The following is a 20263-nucleotide window of genomic DNA, read 5'->3' on the forward strand; positions in this document are numbered from 1 at the left end:
AGCCCGGTTACCCGGGCTTCGCATTATTTGGTGTTCAGTTCCGTTTGCACTTGCTGGATGAGCTCCTTGGCCTTCATGAGTTTGTCCTTTTGCTCGTCGGATTCCAGCTGGGTGGACATATACGACGTTTTTTGGGTCATTTCCTGCAGAATGGAACTCATCAGGGCGGCCCTGGTCTTGGCGGGCAGGGTTTCGAGATCCGCCACCTTGGACTCCATGGTCCCGATCTTGGTGTCCAGGCTGGAGACGGTTGTCTTGATCAGGCTCAGGTCCTGAACCTGCTGGGTCAGTTCCTTGATGCTCTGGTTGAGATGGAAATAAAAACCGAGCAGAAGGATCACGGCCGCCAGCGAAGCGAAAAGAGCCATCTTGCTCATGTCCTTGCGCGTGTGGTCCGGAACCGCCGCGTGCGGGGCTTCAGGCTCCGCGTTATTGGCTAAATCCTCCACGCCCGCGTCCGAAACGGTGGCTTGCAGCGCGGCTTCGACCTGTTCGTCCGTCATCCGTTCGGACCAGGTCAGACTCTTGGCCAATTCCGCCAGATCAATGACAGGAGCTGGTTTCTTGACGACTTCGGTCAGGTCCGCTTTTTTCGTCTTCCGTTCCAACTGCACGATTTTTTTGGCTGCACCCATGCATGTCCTCCATCTTCAAGTTGAGTGGGTCATCCCTACACAAAGAAGGGGTCAAAGACCAGCCCGGATTTTACCGCAGAGGCGTGATGCCGACAGCCTGCCGGATACTGGCAAGAAAGGGAGCGCTGTGCTCGCGCGCTTTTGCCGCGCCCTGCTTGAGCACGGATTCGATGTATGTCGGGTTTTGGATAAGGTCGTTGTATTTTTCCCTGGCTTCGCCGATTTGGGCATTGACGACCTCGAACAGCTCCTGCTTGACATGACCCCAGCCGATTCCCTCGGCGAATTTCCGGCGCATCTCGGCCACCTGGGCCGGCGTGGCAAAGGCCCGGTACATGTCGAACAGGGCACAGCCCTCGGTTTCCTTGGGTTCTTCCGGGGCCTGGGAATTGGTCACGATTTTCATGATCTGTTTGCGCAAAGCCTTTTCCGGCAGAAAAAGAGGAATGTAATTGTTGTAACTTTTACTCATCTTGCGCCCGTCCAACCCGGTCAACACGGCCGTGGATTCGTCCACCCTGGCCTCGGGCATGACAAAGTGCTCCCCGAAGTGATGGTTGAACCGTTGGGCGATGTCCCGGGTCATTTCCAAATGCTGGATTTGGTCCCGGCCCACGGGCACGACGTTGGCGTTGAACATCAGAATATCGGCGGCCATGAGGATTGGATAGGAATACAGGCCCATGGTGATGCCCTTGTCCGGATCGGCGCTTTTTTCCTCTTCGTTGGCCTGGACCGCGGCCTTGTAGGCGTGGGCGCGGTTCATGAGGCCCTTGGCCGTCATGCAGGTCAAAATCCAGGTCAGTTCGGTGATTTCGGGAATGTCGGACTGGCGATAAAAAGTGCTCTTATCCGTGTCCAGGCCCAGGGCCAGCCAGGTGGCGGCCACTTCCAGGGTTGACTGATGAACCTTGGCCGGTTCGTGGCATTTGATCAGGGCGTGAAAATCCGCCAAAAAATAATAGGAATTGACGTTAACATCACGGCTGGCCTCGATGGCCGGCCGGATGGCGCCGACATAATTGCCCAGGTGCGGGGTGCCGGTGGTGGTGATCCCGGTCAGAACGGTCATTTTTTTCATGGCGCGAACCTATAGCAGGGGTTTGATGAGCATGTTTTGAACAAAGGCGGAAACCGGCGACAGGATCAGTCCCAAGCCGCCGGTCACGGCCAAGACAAGCAGAATGATGAATCCGTAGCGCTCAAGCCGCATGAATCGCGCGGCCAAATGGCCGGGAAGCAGACAGGCGAGGATTTTGCTTCCGTCCAGGGGCGGAATGGGCAGCAGATTGAAAGCACCGAGAATGGCGTTGATGAAGACTCCGGCCACGGCGATGTTGATCATGGGCCGCAGGATATACCCCGCCGAGGCCGTGCCTGGATATTGACTCACGACCGCGAGCACCTTGAGCACAAGGGCAAAAAAAATCATGACCGCGAAATTGGCCATGGGCCCGGCCAGGGAGACATACAGGATGCCCCGCCGATAGTCCTTGTAGTAGGCTGGATTGATGGGCACGGGCTTGGCCCAGCCGATGAGCTGGGTCACGAGCAGGGTCAAGGTCCCGATGGGATCGAGATGCTTCAAGGGATTGAGGGTCAGACGCCCCGCCTGTTTGGCCGTGGGGTCTCCCAGCAGGTACGAGACATAGCCGTGAGCCACTTCGTGGCAGGTGATGCCGAGAAAAAACGGCAGGGCAATGATGGAAAAATGCTGAATGGTCTGGCTGATATCGAACATAGAGCACAGCGGCTATCATCAAGCGCCCTGGCGGGCAACTCTTTTACTCCGGGCAGGAAGCGCTTCGCGAGGTCGGTTCAAGGACCGTCCAGATCGTCTGGGTCCAGAAGCCGAATCCCGGCCCGGTCGAGACTGGCCGCCAACATTCCCTGGCCAGGGATCAATCGGCCCGAGAACGAGCCATCATAGACCATGCGGGAGCCACAACTTGGCGAACGCGGCTGGAGAATGGCCGTCCTGGCTCCAGTCAACTCCACGATCCGCAACACCTGCTCCACGCCGCGCTGAAAAAACGCGGTCATATCGCGCCCATCGGCGCATACCGCCCGCCCCTGGCGCAGCTCCACGGATTCGCGTGGCGTGGGCAATCCGCCCAGTTGCTCCGAACAAACCGGCACCAGACAGACACGCCGGGCCAGGCGCAGCACGCGCTCGTCACGGGAACAGCCACCATCGTAGCGGCAATGGATACCGACCAAACAGGCGCTGACCAAAATTGGCGCGCCATCGTGTATATCCCTTGTCATCATACATGCCTTCCTGTAGCCCCGTGTCCATCCTGAAGATCGGGGTAATTTTCAACATACCAAGGAGATAGAATGTCTTTACTGCACACGGCCATCGATCGGGTCACACCCCTGGACCACAGCCTGATGGACAAAGCCCAGGCCCATCTCGACACCCAGACCAAACCACGGGGCAGCCTTGGAGCCCTGGAACGCGTCGCCTGCCGCATGGTGGCCATCGCCGGCGGCTCGGCACCCAGGGTCGATCCGGCCCGGATTTACACCTGCGCCGGGGACCACGGCGTCGCGATCCAGGGTGTCAGTCTGTTTCCGCAGGCCGTGACCCGCCAGATGGTTGAAAATTTCATGAACAGTGGCGCCGCCATCAATGTGCTGACCAAAACAGCCGGAGTGGATTTGATGGTCGTGGACGCGGGTTGTCTGGGTGGACCCTTCCGCGACCATCCGGGTCTGACCCAGTGCAAGGTCGCCCCGGGAACTTCGGACTTGAGCGTCGGTCCGGCCATGACCCATGACCAATGCCGGCAGGCCGTGGAAAACGGAATCCGTCTGGCCGAACAGGCCCGCGACGAGGGCATGGTCACGCTGGGCACCGGAGAAATGGGCATCGCCAACACCACGCCGGCCACGGCTCTTTTTTGCGCGTATCTGGGGCTGCGTCCGGTGGATATCACTGGTCCGGGCACGGGCCTTTCCAGCGAAGGCGTGCGGCGTAAAATCATGGTTATCGAGCAAGCCCTGGCCCTGCACCGTGATGTCATCGGGCGTGGCGACCCCATGGAGATCCTGGCCGCCCTGGGTGGGTTTGAAATCGCCACCCTGGCCGGCATCCTCGTGGGCGGCGCGGGCCTGGGCCTGCAGTTGGTCATCGACGGGTTCATCTCCACCAGCGCCTATGTCGCCGCGACGGCCCTCTGCCCCGCTGTCAAGGACTACGCGTTTTTTTCCCATTCCTCGGCCGAGCCCGGGTACGCGGCGATCATGGAGCGTCTGCGGGCAGAGCCGCTTTTGCACCTGGGGTTGCGGTTGGGAGAAGGCACCGGCGCGGCGTTGGCTATTTTCTTGCTGCGTAGCGCGGCCAATATTTACAATGAAATGGCCACATTCGGTGCCGCCGGCGTCCAGGATGGATGCTGATCCACTATCCATGGACTATTCGTGTTCCTTCCCAAGGGCCTCGCGCAACTGTCCGCTGGTGAAAAGATCCCGCAGCACCAACGGACTTTGGGGGGCGTCCTTGGGAAAAATCGCCAGCACCGGGATGGATTTGGAGCCCAGATTTTCCAACAGGGCCATCAGGGTCGGGTCGTGTCTGGTCAAATCCACGCGCATCAACTCGATGTCGAAGTCTTCGGTCAGACGGGCGCTGCGTTCCGGAGAAAGCACTGTTTTTTCGAGGAATTTACAGTTTGGGCACCAATCGGCCGTGAATTCCAGCACCAGGGTTTCGTGGCCAAGGCGGGCCTTGAATCTGTCCAGATCGAACGCATTCCACGCATCCGGATGGTGAACCGGTCGGAAAAGCAAAAACGCGGTCCCGGCGACCAATCCCAGGGCGCAGACACGGATGAACCAGCGCCGCGTCCTGGTTTGGCTTAAATTGGTCCACTTCCCCCAGATCCAGGCTCCGAGCGCCAACATCCACAGGAGAATGAGAACGTTCAAATACTGTGTCGTTGGGAGCAATCCGATCAGATAGACAGTGGTTCCGGCCAAAAGAAATCCCAGAACCCGCTCTAGATGGATGGTCCAGGCCCCGGGTTGGGGCAAAAAACGGTACAATCCAGGCAAAAGGGCCATCAACAGATAGGGCGCCGCCATGCCCAGACCGATGCAGGCCAGAACCAGAGCGATGATTCGCGGCGGCTGGATCAGGGCCCACGCCAGAACTCCTCCCAGAAATGGACCACTGCAGGGGGTGGCCAAAATCGTCGCGAGAACGCCCGTGGTGAAGGATTCCAACCGGGGATGATGGGCAACGCCCCGGGCATGGCCCTTCAAATCGATCAGCGGCAGGTCGTAGACACCAAAAAGACTCAGGCTCAAGGCGAAAACAACAGCGGCCAAGGTGATGATCGCGCCCGGCTGCTGAAAAATTTGTCCCCAGGCCATGCCGGTCATGGCGATGATCGTGGCCAGGATCACAAAATAGAGAACCACGCCCAAGGCAAAAAAAAGGTTATGCGTTCGAAAGGCTTGGCGTTGGTGTGTGGCCACGCTGTTGGCCGCGGGGATGAACGACCGCAATTTGAGCGTGATGACCGGGAGCACGCAGGGCATGAAGTTGAGAATCAGGCCAGCCAGAAAGGCCAGGGTCGCTGCCTTGGACAGGGTGCTCACCTCCAGGCCTGGAGCGAAATAACGGGGTTTGAAATCAAAAACCGGCGGCAAATCGGCTTCGGGCACGGCGGCTGGGACCGCGTCCGATTCTTCGACGCCTGGCGAGGCGGTGGCCAGCTGCGGCCACCAATCCTGGCTTTCAGCCAGGGGCAGATTGGCCAGCTCCGTGGCCGAGGCGGTGGCCCTGAAATCGCCGCGCAGGGGCTGGCATGTCGTGTCCGAGCACAACAGGGCTTCGAGATGCGTCTGGACATCGAGGGTTTCGGCCGGCGCGAGCGGGATGAACAGCGGCGTCCGACCTTGATACAGATCGACGGACAGGGTCGGGTCCAGGGGATCGGGCTTGTTCGTGGCCGGGGGATAAAAAGTCGGCACGAAACGTCCGTTGAGGCTGGCCCGCAGACTGGTTGGATAGCCAGCGTCTCCGGGAACGTTACCGTAGACGTGCCAACCCGTGGCTGGAGTCAGAAAAAAAACGGCCACGGCCGGATGGTCCGGATCGTGGCTGCGGTAGAGTTCCAAGCGGGTCGAAACGGGCTCCCTGGACGCGGCCTGACCGCCGGTAGTGGGAACCAAGCCCAAGGCGAGAAGCAAACACCAAAAAATTCGAGAAATTGCCATGGAATCATCGGGGGGTTGGGTGTAAATGAACGCAGACTTGAAGGCGGACTTTTAGGCCGTAACCGGGTTTGAAGCAAGATTGTGAAATATGTGATGACGCGACGGTTTGTTCTCCGTGATAATAATCAGCAAAAAGGCGGCCCCGGGGGGCCGCCTTTTTGCTTGGAAAGCAGCATTCAAACTACTTCTTCTTGAAAACGCCCTTCAAGACCGCCTCGATGCGACGGTTTTCAGCCTTGCCGGCATCCGTGGCATTGCTGGCGACAGGCTTGGATTCTCCAAAACCAATGGCGGTAAGCTGGGTGCTGTCCATGCCGAGCTTCTGAATCAGATATGTCCGCACGCTGTTGGCACGGCGCAGGGACAGCTTCTGATTGTAGGCGTCGGAGCCATCGGAGTCGGTGTGTCCGTCGATTTCCACGAACACGCCAGGATACTGCTTCATGAATTCAGCGAAATCAGCCAGCTCCTGATGGTACTGCGGCTTTACGTCGGCCTTGTCGTAATCAAAATTGACCTTCAGCTTGACCACGACCGGGATCGGGCAACCATCGGCGTCGACGACCAGGTCATTGGGGGTATCGGCACACTTGTCCTGGCAATTGCCGATGCCGTCGTTGTCGTCGTCCAGGGAGCAGGGATCGATTTCAACGGGAGCGACATCATAAAAAACGGCACGGACAAAATTTTCCAGGGCCGCGTCATCGGCGACCTGGGCGGCGGAGGTGGACACGCCGCAGGACTTCAGGGCGGTCAGCTTGTCCAGCAATTCCTGATTGCCGTTGACGGAATCGGCAAAGCCGATGGTGTGAAAACACACGCCATATTTTTCGGACAATTCGGAAGCGACCGCGAGGGTTTCGATGCCCTGATTCTCCTGACCGTCGGAAACAATGATGACGGCATTGCGGCCGACCATGTTTTTGAGGGCCGGCTCAAGGCTGGCAAGACCAACGCCCAGAGGGGTGGGTCGGGAGCCGATGACGGTGGGGATGTTGGCGATGGCCGCGCCGTAAGCGGCGGCCTGATAGGGTTCGACGGCCTTCAATTCCATGGCCGGGGCAGCGGTGTTGAGGCCGCCGTTGTAGCCAAGTTCCGGAAGCATTTTATTGATGCGTTCCAGGATGGATTTGGCCAGGGAAATTTTGGTTTCCTTGGAGTCCACATATTTGTCGTCCATGGATCCGGACGTATCCACCAGAAAAATGAAATTATCCACCTTGCGGACATATTTATCCGCGGCGACAGCGGCGGAAGCCGCCAGCAGCACCAGCGCCATGCTCAACACGACCAGTTTTTGCAGTTTCATGCGTTTACTCCTCTTTGGTTGGGTATGTGTGATAAAAAGTGACGAACCTCATGCCGCAATACAGAGTCCTTTACTCCAAGCCCGGGCCAAGGCAATCGAAAAGAAACGCCATCAGGATTTCGCATCACGAGTCTTGACCCATGGAAAACCGGACGACAAGAGAACAAGTCATGTATCCAACTACGCCAACCGACACCAATTTTCAAGCCACAATCCTGCACTTGGACATGGATGCGTTTTTCGCGGCCGTGGAACAAGCCGACAATCCGGAACTGCGCGGCAAACCCGTGATTATCGGACAATCCTTGCGGGGGGTGGCCTCGGCCGCGTCATACGAAGCCCGGAGATACGGCGTCCATTCGGCCATGCCCATCGCCCAGGCCAAAAAACTTTGCCCAAACGGTGTGTTCCTGCCAGGGCGCATGGCCAGATACCGGGAGGTATCCCACCAAATCATGGCCATCATGGGAGGGTTGTGCCCGGTCGTGGAACAGGCTTCCGTGGACGAGGCCTACGCCGACATCGGCGGCACGGACCGCCTCCACGGCAGTCCGCGCCACTTGGCCGAAAAGCTCAAGCAGGAGGTGCTCACGGCGACCGGCTTGACCTGTTCCGTCGGCATCGCCCCGAACAAATTTCTGGCCAAAATAGCTTCGGATTGGAACAAACCCGATGGCTTGACCATCATCGTCCCCGAGGGCGTGACCGCGTTTTTGCACGATTTGCCCGTGGCCAAGATCCCTGGCGTCGGTCGCCAGCTCGCCGAGGAATTGGCCCGCATGGGCGTGCGCATGGTTCCGGACGTGCTGCGCCACCGGCGCGCGTTCTGGATCGAACAACTGGGCAAACGCGGCGCGATTCTCCATGACCGGGCCCTGGGTCGTGATGACCGGCGGGTCTGTCCCGACATCGAGGCCAAATCATGCAGCGCTGAAAACACGTTCGCCACCGACACGCTCGACCGACGGGAGTTGGAGCGTTGGCTGTTGCGGCAAGCGGACCGGATCGGCCGGGAATTGCGGCGCATGGACAAATCAGGATGCCGCGTCAGCCTGAAGCTCAAATTCCATGATTTTACCTGTCTGACCCGCAACTCGACCCTGAAGCGCCCCACCAACCTCACTCCGGAAATTTTCGCGGCAACTCGCGCCCTGCTCGCGGCGCAAAATCCGACCAAACCCGTGCGCTTGATCGGAACCGGGGTGTCGCAATTCAGGTCCGGCCAGGTGCAATTGCCCCTGGCCGTCGATCGCAGCCGGGCCAAGCAGGAGCGCCTGGATCGGACCATGGACCGAATCCGGGACAAGTTTGGCGCCGCGAGTATTGCCCGGGCCGAGGCGACCATGGCCGGAACGAGCTCCTGCCCGGATCTTCTTTCCCAAAAAAACCGCATAACCACCACGGAATAATGCTTGCCAAAGAACATGTTTCTTGTTTGGAAGTGCCCATTCGAATTTCAATCATCAAGGATCACACGATGTTCATTCACGCCATCACCCGCCAGCCCGGCCCGGATTACGCCCAGGGGCTGACGACCTCCACCCTGCCGGCTCCGGACCTGCCCCTGGCCCTGGAGCAACACCACGCCTACGTGGCCTGCCTCCAATCCCTGGGACTGTCCGTCGATGTGCTCCCGCCGGCGGTTGGATTCCCGGATGCCTGCTTTGTCGAGGACACGGCGGTCATCACTCGTGAAGTGTGCGTTATTTCCCGGCCCGGAGCGCCCTCCCGCCGGGGGGAGATCCAGTCCATGGAACCTGTTTTGGCCGCGCACCGGACCCTGGCCCACATCGAGGCTCCCGGCACCCTGGATGGCGGCGACATTCTCCAGGTGGAACGCCAATTTTTCATCGGCGTCTCGGAACGCACCAACGAAGACGGGGCCCGCCAGCTGGCGGCCATTCTGAAGCGTCACGGCTACGCCAGCACCCTCGTTCCCGTGGCCGCTGGCCTGCATCTGAAGTCCAGCCTGAATTACGTCGGAGCGCATACCATGTTGGTCACGTCCGATTTCGCCGATCATCCAGCCATCGAGGACTTCGACCGCATTGTTTGTCCCCACGGCGAGGAATACGCCGCCAACACCCTGCTCGTGAACGGCACCTTGATCATGCCCACGGGGTATCCGTTGACCAAGAGCCTGCTGCGCCGTCTCGGCCTGCCCATCGTCGAGCTGGACACCAGTGAATACCGCAAGATGGACGGCGGTCTGACCTGTTTGTCGTTACGTTTGGAGCCAAAGTTGCCTTGAAGTTTTTCGGCGCGCGAAATACGTGGGAAACATTGCGAGGTACGATCCATGGAACTGCTCAAAGACCGCTATAAACGTGAATTCGTCGAGGTCATCTGCCCCAAGTGCAAACAGACCAAAATCATCTGTCTGCCCGAGGAGGAAATTCCGATGTGCGAATTCTGCAAGGTGAAGATGATCATCAAGGAGATCCTGACCGAGGGAAAATATTGAACCTCGCGGGTCTTTTAACCAAAGGAGGAAGTCATATGCGCTTGTTGTCCACGATTCTGTCCATTCTGCTGCTGGTGGCCATGTCCGGCGTGGCGGGTGCCGCCGATCATGAACTGGCCCAGAAATCCACCCTGAACGAAATTCTCAAACGCGGTGAACTCCGGGTCGGCCTGGACGCGGGCTACATGCCCTTCGAGATGACCAACAAAAAAGGCGAAATCGTCGGATTCGACGTGGACGTGGCCAAGGAAATGGCCAAGGCCATGGGCGTGAAACTGAACATCGTCAACACGGACTTCGACGGCATCATCCCGGCGCTCATGGCCGACAAGTTCGACATCATCATCAGCGGCATCACCGTGAATCAGGAGCGCAATCTGCAGATCAACTTCGCCGAGCCCTACATTGTCGTCGGCCAGGCCATCCTGCTCAGCAAGAAACACGAAGGCAAAATCAAATCCTACAAGGATTTGAACGATCCCAAGTTTGTTGTCGCATCGCGCATCGGGACCACCGGCGAACAGGCCGCCAAGCGCATGATCCCCAAGGCTCAGTACAAAAGCTTCGAAAAAGAAGCCGACGGCGCCATGGAAGTGGTCAACGGACAGGCGGACGCGTTTGTCTACGATCTGCCCTTCTGCGCGGTCTTCATGGCCCAGCAGGGTGGCGGCAACCTGATCCTCCTGGACAAGGTCTTCACCTACGAGCCCCTGGGTTTTGGAATCAAGAAAGGCGACCCGGATTTCCTGAACTGGCTGGACAATTTCATCGCCCAGATCAAGAATGACGGCCGCTTCGACCGCATCTACGACAAATGGATCAAGGGCACCGAATGGCTCAAGGATATCCAGTAAGCTCCGCATGACTTCGAGGAATCCGGCGACAAGGCCGGATTCCTCGTCTCTTTATCCACCCACCAGGACAGACAATGACTTCTTACACAGGGCTGGATCGCCCCAAAAGCAAATTATATTACCAGACCTGGAGCGCCATCTTCGTGGTCGGCCTGCTCGCGACCATGGCGATCCTCTATTTCTCCACGCAAACGGTTGCGTACACATGGAGATGGAACCGGGTCCCACAGTACTTCCTGTACGAAGAAAAAACAGAAATTCGGGCGGAAATGGAAGGCGAGATTATCAGCGTCACGCCCCAGGGCGAGGCCTCTCGGGTTGTCATTGCTGGCCCGGACGGCGAGGAAGCGCATTCCGTGCCCATGGCCGCCCTTCTCCTGGGCCAGGGAGATTACGTCTACCCCGGTGATGTGCTTGGCTCCTTCACCCATTGGGAACCCGGCATTCTGATCGAGGGTTTGTGGCTGACCCTTGAAGTGAGTTCCATCGCCATTGTCTTCGGCATCCTTCTTGGCCTGTTCACCGGCCTGGCCCGCATTTCGAACAACCCGGCCCTGCGTTGGGGAGCCATCGGCTACATCGAGCTCATTCGCGGTTCCCCCCTGCTGGTGCAAATTTTCCTCTGGTATTTCGTGGTCGGCACGGTCATCAACACCATGCTGTCCAAATATGGTTTTGGGCCCGTTCCTCCCCTGTGGTTTGGCGTCATGGCCCTGGCCATCTTCACCGGAGCCTATACCGCCGAAATCGTGCGCGCCGGCATCCAATCCGTGCATCGCGGCCAGATGGAGGCGGCCCGCTCCCTGGGCATGACCTACGCCCAGGCCATGCGCAAGGTCATTCTGCCCCAGGCCTTGCGCCGAATTCTACCGCCGCTGGCCGGCCAGTTTATCAGTCTGGTCAAGGATTCGTCCCTCTTGGGCGTTATCTCCATCCGTGAACTGACCAAGGCCACCCGCGAAGTGGTCACGGCTTCGTTGCAGCCCTTTGAAATCTGGATTGTATGCGCCATTTTGTATCTGATCCTGACCTTCACCCTGTCCATGTTCGTTCAGTACCTGGAACGCAAGGCCATCTGAGGAAATCATGACCACTCCCATCATCGACGTCCGGCATATCGATAAATTCTTTTACACCCCGGAACCCTTGCATGCCCTGAACCAGGTGTCCTGTTCCGTTGCTGCCGGCGAGGTGGTCGTGGTCATCGGGCCATCCGGTTCCGGCAAGTCGACCTTTCTGCGCTGCCTGAACCGGCTGGAGTATGCGGACTCGGGACAGATCATTATCGACGGCGTGGATATCCTTGATCCCAAATGCGACATCAACGCCATCCGGGCCGAGGTCGGCATGGTTTTTCAGTCCTTCAACCTCTTTCCGCACAAAACCGTTCTCGAAAATTTGACCATGGCTCAGATGACGGTGCGCGGACGCGGCAAGGCCGAGGCCGAGGCCAAGGGCATGGCCCTGCTGAAAAAGGTTGGTATTTCCGAAAAATTCGCGGTCAAGCCCGATCAGCTTTCCGGCGGACAACAGCAACGCGTCGCCATTGCCCGATCCTTGGCCATGGATCCCAAGATCATGCTCTTTGACGAGCCGACATCGGCCCTGGACCCGGAGATGGTTGGCGAAGTCCTGGACGTAATGAAAAATCTGGCCCGCGAGGGCATGACCATGGTCGTGGTTACCCACGAAATGGGCTTTGCCCGGGAAGTGGCCGACCGCGTCCTGTTCATGGACAAGGGGCAGATTCTGGAAGAAGGGACTCCCGTCCATTTTTTCACGGCCCCGACCCACGATCGGACCAAGGATTTCCTGAGCCAAATCCTTTAACCAGCCATCAGGAGACGAACATGAGCAAGGCGTTGCAGGCGCAGTTGGTGAAAACCCTCGGGGAACAGGGCGATCAGGCCCGGGATATGGCCGTGGCCGAGCTCAAGGACCTCAAAAAGGATCTTGCGGAGCTGGAAAAGGCCCTGGCCGCCAAAAAAACCCCGGATCAAGGGCTGCTCATGGATATCTGCCACGGCGCGTTCGAACTTTTTCGCACGGCCTCCATCGTGCTCGAAACCGACACCCTGCAGGGGCAACTGCATGGCGCGTTGGAGGTGGGCCGGGATTTGGAGTATTTGGAAAAGAAAGGAGCCATGCTGCTGACAAAACCCGAAGGCTGGCACTGGTTCACGCCCAAGGGAGAAATGATTTTTCTGGCCGCGCCTAGCGAAACACGGGTGGCCGTTCAAAAACTCCAGGAACGGCTGACACGAAAGGCCCCGGCCAAGTCAACACCGTCCAAGCCCGCCTCCCCTGCCCCGATTCCGACAGAAAAATAACCGCGTTTTTCCCTGTCCGCTCGCGTCTGGATTGTCTCATGGCACCCAGGCGCCGCTTTTTGACCTGCGTCAAGGTCATGGTTTCCGACACGGGTACAACGTCTTCAACCCGATCACACCATGGAGGAAACCATGATCAGAAAAATTATTGAAATCGACGAAGAAAAATGCACCGGCTGCGGCCAGTGCGTGACCGGCTGCGCCGAGGGCGCCTTGGCCATCATCGATGGCAAGGCCAAGATCGTCCGGGATATGTTTTGCGACGGCCTGGGGGCGTGTATCGGTCATTGCCCCGAGGACGCCCTGAAAATCATCGAGCGCGAAGCCGAAAATTTCGACGAGGACGCGGCCATGGCCCATGTCCGCGCCACGAGTGGCGCGACCCCGCACGGCTGCCCGTCGGCCCAGGTCGTGCAAATGAATTGCTCCACGGCCAATACCCCCGTTTCCCAGTCCAGCCCGGTGGGATCAAGTCTGTCCCACTGGCCGGTCCAGATTCGACTGGTGCCGCCTCACGCCCCGTTTCTGCGCGGCGCGGAGCTCCTCATCGTTGGCGATTGTTGCCCGGTGGCGATTCCGGATTTCCATTCCCGTCATCTCCAAGGCCGGGTCGTCATGCTCGGCTGCCCGAAATTCGACAACGAGGATGAATACGTGGCCAAGCTGACACAAATTTTTTCCCAAGCGGACATCAAGAGCATCCGGGTTCTGGAAATGGAAGTTCCCTGCTGTTCCGGCCTGTCGCGCATCGTGGCCCAAGCCCTGGCCAATGCCGGTCGCGACATTCCCTGCGTCAAGGTCATCATCGCCAGAACCGGCCAAACCCAGGAAGAATTGACGGTCCAACCGATGGCGGGCCTGACCAGACTCTGAGATCCCGCGCCACGGCGCGGGTCATCTTCAAAACTCCGGTGGTTGGATCGTCAATTTCGACGTACCCAACCTCACGCCTTGCCTTCGGTTTTAGCGGGCGGGATCAGGCCCGGAGTGGGTCCTGGGGGCAGCGCGACAAAGGTTGGCCGGGCCGGATTCCAGAGGGAATCCTGGGAGAGGAGCACCCCCAAAAACACCACGCCAACCCCCGCGAGCTGGGCCACGTTCAGACTCTCTTCCAAAATTGCCCAGCCCAGCAGGATGGAAAAAACCGGAATCAGATTGACAAAAGCCGAGGCCTGCCACGCGGGAAGTTTGCTGATGCCAAAATTATACAGCCCATACGCGCCAATGCTGATGAAGATTCCCAGATATCCCACGGCTAGGGTGGGAGCCAGGGGCCAGGATGTTGGAAGTGTCGTGCCGGGCAAAAACAAAAGGGGGAAAAAGAACACGGTTCCGACAATGGCCTGAACCGCGGTCATGAACCAGGAGGAATACGTGGCGCAAAGTTTTTTCATGCTGACCGTGTATCCGGCCGCGCAGACCATGGCCATCAATTCCAAAAAATTACCCCAGGCCGGATTGGGCGCGCTTTCGGTGCCCTGGCCAGCCACGCTGACCACGGCCACTCCCCCTAGGGCCAGAATCAAACCCAACCATGATCCAAGGCGCAGCCGCTCTCCCAGAAAAAACCACGCCAAAACAGCCACGAGGACAGGCAAAATGGCCGCGACCGTGCCGGCTTGGGCGGCGGAGGTAAAACGCAGGGCCTGGCCTTCGAAAAGAAAATACAAACACGGCTCGCACACGGCCATGAACAGCATGGCCGGAATATCGCGGGGCCGCCATTCCACGGGTCTCCATCTGGGAAAGACGCAGCAGAAAGCAACGCTGGCCAACAACATGCGGACAAAGACCACCACGACCGGGTCAAAAACCATGACCGCGTATTTGAAAGCCACGAAAGAACTGCCCCATAACACCATGGCGGCCAGCAACGCCGCAAAAGGCACGAACCCGGATACCATGACCATGCTTTCTCCAATTCCCGTAGGGGACACGGATGTTTCAAAAAAAACTTGCGCGAAGCGTGGGCCACACATACACGTGGCCATGCTCATCCTTGATGCACATGGTTTTTGACACTTCCGTCCAGCCTCATCCTGAACAGCGACACCATGGACACGCTTTTCGATCAGTTTTCACCACAGGGTGGCTATTTTCCCATCCCGCAAGTCGATGACGTCTTCGCGTCCGTCCTCGAAGAGCTTCGCGCCGGGCGGATGCTGTGTTGTTTCACCGGGTTTCCAAAATCAGGGAAAACAACATTTTTAAGCCGTCTCCAGGACGCTCTGGAAACCCCGAGCCTTTTTGTTTCGGCAACGCGGGACCAGTCCCTGGCCGCCACCCTGCTCGAAAAATTGAGCCATCTGGGAGATCACAAAACCGCCTTGGGCGCGTATTTCGCGGCCAATCCCCAGACCGTGTTGCTGATCGACAACGCCCATCTGCTCCAAGGCAAGGATTTCGACCTGCTGCTTGGCATGTACGCCCTGGCCGAGCACACGCACACCCGCCTGCAAATCGTTCTCGGTGGAAATGGCGAATTGATGCTGCATTTGGGGCGACCCGAAAACAGGTCCCTGTTCAATCTGTTGGGATCGGTATGGAACCTGCCCAAGCTGAATATCGCCCAATCCCTGGACTTTGTCCGTTTCCTACTCAAGTCCGTCGGCTTGGCGGAAGATTTCATCCCCGATCCCGTGCCCCTGGCCAAGCGGGCCGCCGGCACCATCGGCGTGCTGCGCATGTTGACCATCACGTTTGCGCTCAAGGGCCTGAGCGGTCAGCATCTGGACAACGTGGAATCCCTTTTGGACCTTGGCCCCCATGCCAAGGTGCTCCTCCCGGAATCCGCCACGCAAACCGTTCTCGATGTCAAGGACACGCGCCCGCCCTGGAGCGGTCGGATTTTTTTGGCGGCAACCCTGGTCCTGATCGTGACCGGCATACTCGCCTTGCTGTGTCTCGTTCCGGGTAGCGGCGTATGCCCCCTGGTCCCGGTGTTCCTGCGCGACCTGCTCCCGGTGCGCGCCAATCAAACCGTGGAAACAGAAAAAAACCTTCCCGCCCAGACCACCATCTCGCCGGTCGTGCGGTCCGTGGCCAAGACCGTGTTCCGCAAACGCCTCGGCGAAGGCCCCTACTCCCTGCGGCTGGGCGCCTATCCCCGTGTCGAAGCCATGTTTTTGCATTTGCCCCGTTTCTCGTCCCTGGACCAATCGCTTTTCTGGAGCCGACACGAAGACGCCGAACAGGTTGAACTCTACGTCGGTCGCTTTGCGACCAACCAGGCGGCCCTGGACTTCGCCGCAGCGCACGACCTTGTCAATATGCCCGTGGCCTTGCTGCCGTTCGTGCTCACGGTTGGTCCGCTCCATGATCCGCGCCAACTCAAGGAAGCCGGGTTCGCCGTGGGGCTGCCCGAGCCGCACCAGGCCTTCCAACGGGACGTCGCCACGGGCTCGGAGTTGCAATTCGCCCTGGAATGGACCCGCGCCAAGGCCCTCGGCCGCTGCGCGGCCATGGAAAAAAGTGGCCTGTCGTGCTTCGTCACTGAATACCACTAGCTCAAACGCATGAATCCCCACCCCGAAGGGTGAGGATTCACGGCTGTTGTCGCGAGGCGTTTCGAGCCGGGTTGCCTATTCGCGCAAATCCACGACGCGCTGGGCCTTGCCCTCGGACTTGGGCAGGGAATTGTTTTCCACCAGATCGACGCGTACGCTGATCAGGATTTCATCCTTGAGCTTGGCGCTGATGCGGCTCTGCAACTGCTTTAATTGCCGCATGTCCTCCACGAAAAATTCGTCCTTCACTTCCACCTTGACCCGCATCTGGTCCAGATAGCCTTCGCGTTCCAGCACGATCAGATAATTCTGGCCCACTTCCGGGATGCCCATGAGCACCTTCTCGACCTGCATGGGGTAGATATTCACGCCCTTGATGATGATCATGTCGTCGGAGCGGCCCATGATCCGATCCAGTCGGCGATGCTCCCGGCCGCACGGACACGCGCCGGGCAGAAAACGGGTCAAGTCCTTGGTCCGGTAACGAATGAGCGGCATGCCCTCACGGCACAAGGTAGTGATGACCAGCTCGCCCATCTCGCCCTCGGCCACGTGTTCTCCAGTTTCCGGATTGATGATCTCGGGAAGATATGCGTCCTCCCAAATGTGCATGCCATTTTGCTCCAGACACTCGAAAGCCACGCCCGGCCCGTTCATCTCGGACAGGCCGTAGGAATTGTAGGCCTTCATGCCATAAATATCCTCGATGCGGCGACGGATGGCCTCGGTGTGCGGTTCGGCGCCAATGAGGGCGACGCGCAGATTCAGACGATCGTTCGTGTAACCCAGCTCTTCCTTCACCGTGCTCAAATGCAGGGCGTAGGACGGAATGATGTGGATGACCGAAACCTTGAAGTCTTCCAGCAATTTGAGCTGACGTTTGGAATTACCGGCCCCGGCCGGGATGGTCAGGCAGCCCAGCCGCTCGGCCCCGTAATGAATGCCCAGGCCGCCGGTGAACAGGCCATAGCCGGACATATTCTGAAAGGTATCCACAGGACGCACTCCGACCATGTGCATGCACCGAGCCATGAGGTCGGCCCAACTGTCCACGTCATTGCGGGTGTAGTAAATAACCGTGGCCGAGCCCGTGGTGCCGGAAGAGGCGTGCAGACGAAGCATGTCCGTCACGGGCCGCGTCAGCATGCGGTCCGGATAGGCGCTGCGCAGGTCGTCCTTGGTGGTGAAGGGAAGCAGGGTGATGTCCCGAGGCCCCTGGATGGAGGCCGGATCAACTCCGGCGCGGGCGAAGTGCTCGGCATAAAACGGTGAACGGGCCGCGCGGGCCAGGGTGGTCCGCAATCGGACTTCTTGAAGACGGATAAGTTCGGCGCGACTGAAAAATTCTTCCTGGCAATAGGCGTTCATACTGAATCCCGTTTGCGGTTTACGGTTGCGGCGACAGGTCAGTACGCGCTGCCGTCCTCGGACGGCATGCCCACTTCCGTCAGGTTGTCGAAAACCGTGTACTGGCCAAAATAGGCCAGCTTGAGGGTTCCGACCGGACCATTACGCTGTTTGCCGATGATGATCTCGGCGATATTCTTGTTTGGATTGTCCTCAGCCTTGTTATAGGCCGCGTCGCGGTAGATGAAAACAATAACGTCGGCGTCCTGCTCAATGGCTCCGGACTCGCGCAGATCCGAAAGCATGGGCCGCTTGTCCGAACGCTCCTCGACCTTGCGGTTGAGCTGGGACAGGGCAATGACCGGTACGTCCAGTTCCTTGGCCAGGGCCTTCAGATTGCGGGAAATATCCGAAATTTCCTGTTCGCGCGAGTCGCTCCGGTGACTGGAACGCATGAGCTGCAGATAATCGACGATGATCAGGCCCACGCCTTTGTCAGCCTTGAGCCGACGACAGCGGGCACGGATTTCCATGGTGGTCAGGGCCGGGGTGTCGTCGATGAAAACAGGGGCACGGGACAGATCCTCGGCGGCCTGATAGAGGCGCGCCCAGTCCTCGTCGTTCAAATAGCCGCTTCGCAACCGGCTTAAGTCCACCCTGCCGTGACACCCGAGAAGACGCATCATGAGCTGGTCCATGGACATTTCCAGGGAAAAAACAGCCACGGGAACTCCGTGCTGGATGGACGCGCGCATGCCGATGTTCAGGGCCAGGGCGGTCTTGCCCATGGACGGACGCGCCGCCAGGATGATCAGGTCCGACTTCTGCAAACCGGCGGTCATATGGTCGAAATCCGTATACCCCGTGGGCACGCCGGTGACCAAATCGCCCTGGCCGGCCCGCAGCTCCAGCTGCTCGAAGACCCGGTTGACCAGATCCTTGCTGCTCATGAACGCGGGTTTGCCCTTGGATTCGGCGATGGAAAAAATCTGCTGCTCGGCCTGGTCGAGCAAGGATTCGGTCTCCTGACCAGCCTCGAAGCAATTGGTCAGAATTTCCGAAGAGGTCTGGATCAGCCGACGGCGGACGGACTTGTCCCGCACGATCTGGGCGTGGAAAACGGCATTGGCGGCCGAGGCCACGGATTCGGCCAAGGAGGCCAGATAGACCGTGCCACCGATCTCGTCGAGCTCGCCCCTGGTCTGCAGATATTCGGCCACGGTGACCAAATCCACCGGCTCGCGGCGACGATACAGTTCTTGAAATACCTGATATATCTTGCGGTGGACCGGCGAATAAAAATCTTCGTCGGAAATCGTGTCCACCAGGGTATGAAAAACGTCGTTACGCAGGAAAACGCCCCCCAACACGGCCTGCTCGGCTTCGATGTTGTGGGGCGGCACCTTGCGCAACAAATCAGAAGAGGCCTTTTGCAAGGCCTCTTCCGGGTGCAGTTGTGATCCGAGGCGTTGCCCGAATTTATTCTGCGGCTGTTTCTTCAGCTGCATTGTCCTGCACCGACTCTTCCACCTTCTCGGTATGTCCAAGCTTGACAACGTTGACGGTCAGCTTGGCCACGACCTCGGGATGCAACTTGACATCGACGACGTATTCGCCCAGGGCGCGGATGCCCTCGTCAAGCTGCAGTTTGCGGCGATCCACGACCACGCCCTGCTCTTCCAGGATCGTGGCGATCTGGGAGGAAGTGACGGAGCCGTACAGCTTGTCGCCATCACCGACACGAACTTCGATGACCACCTTGGCGGCCTCGATCTTGGCGGCTAGGCCAGCGGCCTCGGCCCGGATGGCGTCGTTCTTGGCCTGCAGCTTCCGGCGTTCCTGCTCGAAAACCTTCAGGTTGCCGGGAGTCGCCAAAGAGGCCAGCCCCTGGGGCAACAGATAATTTCTGCCATAACCGGGCTTGACGGCGATGATTTCGCCGAGGCGGCCCAGATTATCCACGTCTGCGCGCAAAATAACCTTCATGACCAACTCTCCTAGATTCTAGACTTTTTGAGCACGTCCGTGCTGTGGGTGGCGGTGTAGAACATCAACGCCATCTGACGGGCGCGCTTCACCTCGCGGGTGATGGCCCGCTGATGCTTGGCGCAGGTGCCCGTAATCCGGCTGGCAATGATCTTGCCGCGGTCGGTCACAAAGTCATTCAAAACTTCCGGGTGCTTATAATCGAGTGGAATCTCGGGGTTCTCACAGAAGCGGCAGTACTTTCTGCGGGGCGCGAATTTTTTCTTAAAGGACATCTTAGGCCTCCTCGGTGGTCTCGGCGAGTCGCACGGTGATGAATTTGAAAATACCGTCGGTGATACGGACGTTGCGTTCAAGTTCCGCCACGGCCTTGCCCGGCATTTCCATTTCCATGCGGATATAATGGCCACGGTTGAACTTGCGAACCGGGTATGCGGTATCCTTGATACCCCAGTCATCAACCTTGACAACCTTGCCACCCTCGCGCTCGGCGACGGCGGTCAGGTTGGCCACGATATCGCGGCACTCATCCATGCCCAGCTCCGGACTCAACAGGAGCAATTCCTCATACCTTGTCATCATTATCGATCCTCCTTGTGGGTT

The 20263-nt window shown here is 58.8% G+C and carries 21 protein-coding genes; 9 read left to right on the forward strand and 12 right to left on the reverse strand.

The window, feature by feature from the left end; all coding sequences use genetic code 11:
* Positions 1-23: 23 nt before the first annotated feature.
* The 4 genes from EOL86_00265 to EOL86_00280 form a co-directional block, all read right to left on the reverse strand.
* Complete coding sequence (locus tag EOL86_00265; protein ID NCD24013.1) at positions 24-635, reverse strand: hypothetical protein; 612 nt, start codon at positions 633-635, stop codon at positions 24-26.
* 70 nt (positions 636-705) lie between these two features.
* Positions 706-1716: a tryptophan--tRNA ligase gene (locus EOL86_00270; protein NCD24014.1), complete on the reverse strand. Its 1011-nt coding sequence runs from the start codon at positions 1714-1716 to the stop codon at positions 706-708.
* 9 nt (positions 1717-1725) lie between these two features.
* Positions 1726-2376, reverse strand: a complete 651-nt coding sequence (locus EOL86_00275; GenBank protein ID NCD24015.1) for a site-2 protease family protein — start codon at positions 2374-2376, stop codon at positions 1726-1728.
* 77 nt (positions 2377-2453) lie between these two features.
* Positions 2454-2903 (reverse strand): DUF523 domain-containing protein, encoded by a 450-nt coding sequence (locus EOL86_00280; protein NCD24016.1) that lies wholly within the window; start codon positions 2901-2903, stop codon positions 2454-2456.
* A 72-nt stretch (positions 2904-2975) separates the two neighbouring features.
* Here EOL86_00280 and cobT point away from each other — a divergent pair, with 72 nt between their 5' ends.
* Positions 2976-4040, forward strand: a complete 1065-nt coding sequence (gene cobT / locus EOL86_00285) for a nicotinate-nucleotide--dimethylbenzimidazole phosphoribosyltransferase (GenBank protein NCD24017.1) — start codon at positions 2976-2978, stop codon at positions 4038-4040.
* A gap of 15 nt (positions 4041-4055) precedes the next feature.
* On the opposite strand, the gene EOL86_00290 is transcribed toward cobT, so the two are convergent.
* The gene (locus EOL86_00290; protein NCD24018.1) at positions 4056-5864 is read right to left on the reverse strand and encodes a protein-disulfide reductase; all 1809 of its coding nucleotides are present in this window, start codon (positions 5862-5864) and stop codon (positions 4056-4058) included.
* A 181-nt stretch (positions 5865-6045) separates the two neighbouring features.
* Entirely contained in the window at positions 6046-7173 is a 1128-nt protein-coding gene (locus EOL86_00295; protein ID NCD24019.1) for a VWA domain-containing protein, read from the reverse strand.
* 170 nt (positions 7174-7343) lie between these two features.
* Here EOL86_00295 and EOL86_00300 point away from each other — a divergent pair, with 170 nt between their 5' ends.
* The 7 genes from EOL86_00300 (at position 7344) to EOL86_00330 (ending at position 13694) form a co-directional block, all read left to right on the forward strand.
* Positions 7344-8582 (forward strand): DNA polymerase IV, encoded by a 1239-nt coding sequence (locus tag EOL86_00300; protein NCD24020.1) that lies wholly within the window; start codon positions 7344-7346, stop codon positions 8580-8582.
* A 68-nt stretch (positions 8583-8650) separates the two neighbouring features.
* Entirely contained in the window at positions 8651-9424 is a 774-nt protein-coding gene (locus tag EOL86_00305) for an amidinotransferase (GenBank protein ID NCD24021.1), read from the forward strand.
* A 248-nt stretch (positions 9425-9672) separates the two neighbouring features.
* Positions 9673-10491 carry a transporter substrate-binding domain-containing protein gene (locus EOL86_00310; protein NCD24022.1) on the forward strand — a complete coding sequence of 273 codons (819 nt, stop codon included), beginning with the start codon at positions 9673-9675 and terminating at the stop codon, positions 10489-10491.
* Between the two features lie 74 nt (positions 10492-10565).
* Positions 10566-11570 carry an amino acid ABC transporter permease gene (locus EOL86_00315; GenBank protein NCD24023.1) on the forward strand — a complete coding sequence of 335 codons (1005 nt, stop codon included), beginning with the start codon at positions 10566-10568 and terminating at the stop codon, positions 11568-11570.
* Between the two features lie 7 nt (positions 11571-11577).
* Positions 11578-12321 carry an amino acid ABC transporter ATP-binding protein gene (locus EOL86_00320; GenBank protein ID NCD24024.1) on the forward strand — a complete coding sequence of 248 codons (744 nt, stop codon included), beginning with the start codon at positions 11578-11580 and terminating at the stop codon, positions 12319-12321.
* 20 nt (positions 12322-12341) lie between these two features.
* A complete protein-coding gene (locus EOL86_00325) occupies positions 12342-12821 on the forward strand; it encodes a hypothetical protein (GenBank protein ID NCD24025.1) in 480 nt (159 codons plus the stop codon).
* A gap of 132 nt (positions 12822-12953) precedes the next feature.
* On the forward strand, positions 12954-13694 hold the full coding sequence (locus EOL86_00330) for a 4Fe-4S dicluster domain-containing protein (protein ID NCD24026.1): 741 nt from the start codon (positions 12954-12956) through the stop codon (positions 13692-13694).
* A 71-nt stretch (positions 13695-13765) separates the two neighbouring features.
* Here EOL86_00330 and EOL86_00335 read toward each other — a convergent pair whose 3' ends face one another.
* Positions 13766-14725: a DMT family transporter gene (locus EOL86_00335; GenBank protein ID NCD24027.1), complete on the reverse strand. Its 960-nt coding sequence runs from the start codon at positions 14723-14725 to the stop codon at positions 13766-13768.
* A gap of 111 nt (positions 14726-14836) precedes the next feature.
* Here EOL86_00335 and EOL86_00340 point away from each other — a divergent pair, with 111 nt between their 5' ends.
* On the forward strand, positions 14837-16327 hold the full coding sequence (locus tag EOL86_00340) for a hypothetical protein (GenBank protein ID NCD24028.1): 1491 nt from the start codon (positions 14837-14839) through the stop codon (positions 16325-16327).
* A 75-nt stretch (positions 16328-16402) separates the two neighbouring features.
* On the opposite strand, the gene EOL86_00345 is transcribed toward EOL86_00340, so the two are convergent.
* From EOL86_00345 to rpsF, 5 genes are read right to left on the reverse strand one after another with little or no spacing between them, the layout of a single operon-like run.
* On the reverse strand, positions 16403-17695 hold the full coding sequence (locus tag EOL86_00345; protein NCD24029.1) for a phenylacetate--CoA ligase: 1293 nt from the start codon (positions 17693-17695) through the stop codon (positions 16403-16405).
* A 38-nt stretch (positions 17696-17733) separates the two neighbouring features.
* On the reverse strand, positions 17734-19182 hold the full coding sequence (gene dnaB, locus EOL86_00350) for a replicative DNA helicase (protein ID NCD24030.1): 1449 nt from the start codon (positions 19180-19182) through the stop codon (positions 17734-17736).
* Positions 19154-19660, reverse strand: a complete 507-nt coding sequence (locus EOL86_00355; protein NCD24031.1) for a 50S ribosomal protein L9 — start codon at positions 19658-19660, stop codon at positions 19154-19156. The genes dnaB and EOL86_00355 overlap by 29 nt, the downstream gene beginning before the upstream one ends.
* Positions 19661-19671: 11 nt before the next feature.
* The gene (rpsR, locus tag EOL86_00360; GenBank protein ID NCD24032.1) at positions 19672-19935 is read right to left on the reverse strand and encodes a 30S ribosomal protein S18; all 264 of its coding nucleotides are present in this window, start codon (positions 19933-19935) and stop codon (positions 19672-19674) included.
* A 1-nt stretch (position 19936) separates the two neighbouring features.
* Positions 19937-20239, reverse strand: coding sequence for a 30S ribosomal protein S6 (gene rpsF, locus EOL86_00365; protein NCD24033.1), 303 nt, complete (start codon positions 20237-20239; stop codon positions 19937-19939).
* Positions 20240-20263: the final 24 nt, after the last annotated feature.

It is taken from the genome of Deltaproteobacteria bacterium, from assembly GCA_009930495.1.
GTDB lineage: Bacteria > Desulfobacterota > Desulfovibrionia > Desulfovibrionales > Desulfomicrobiaceae > Desulfomicrobium.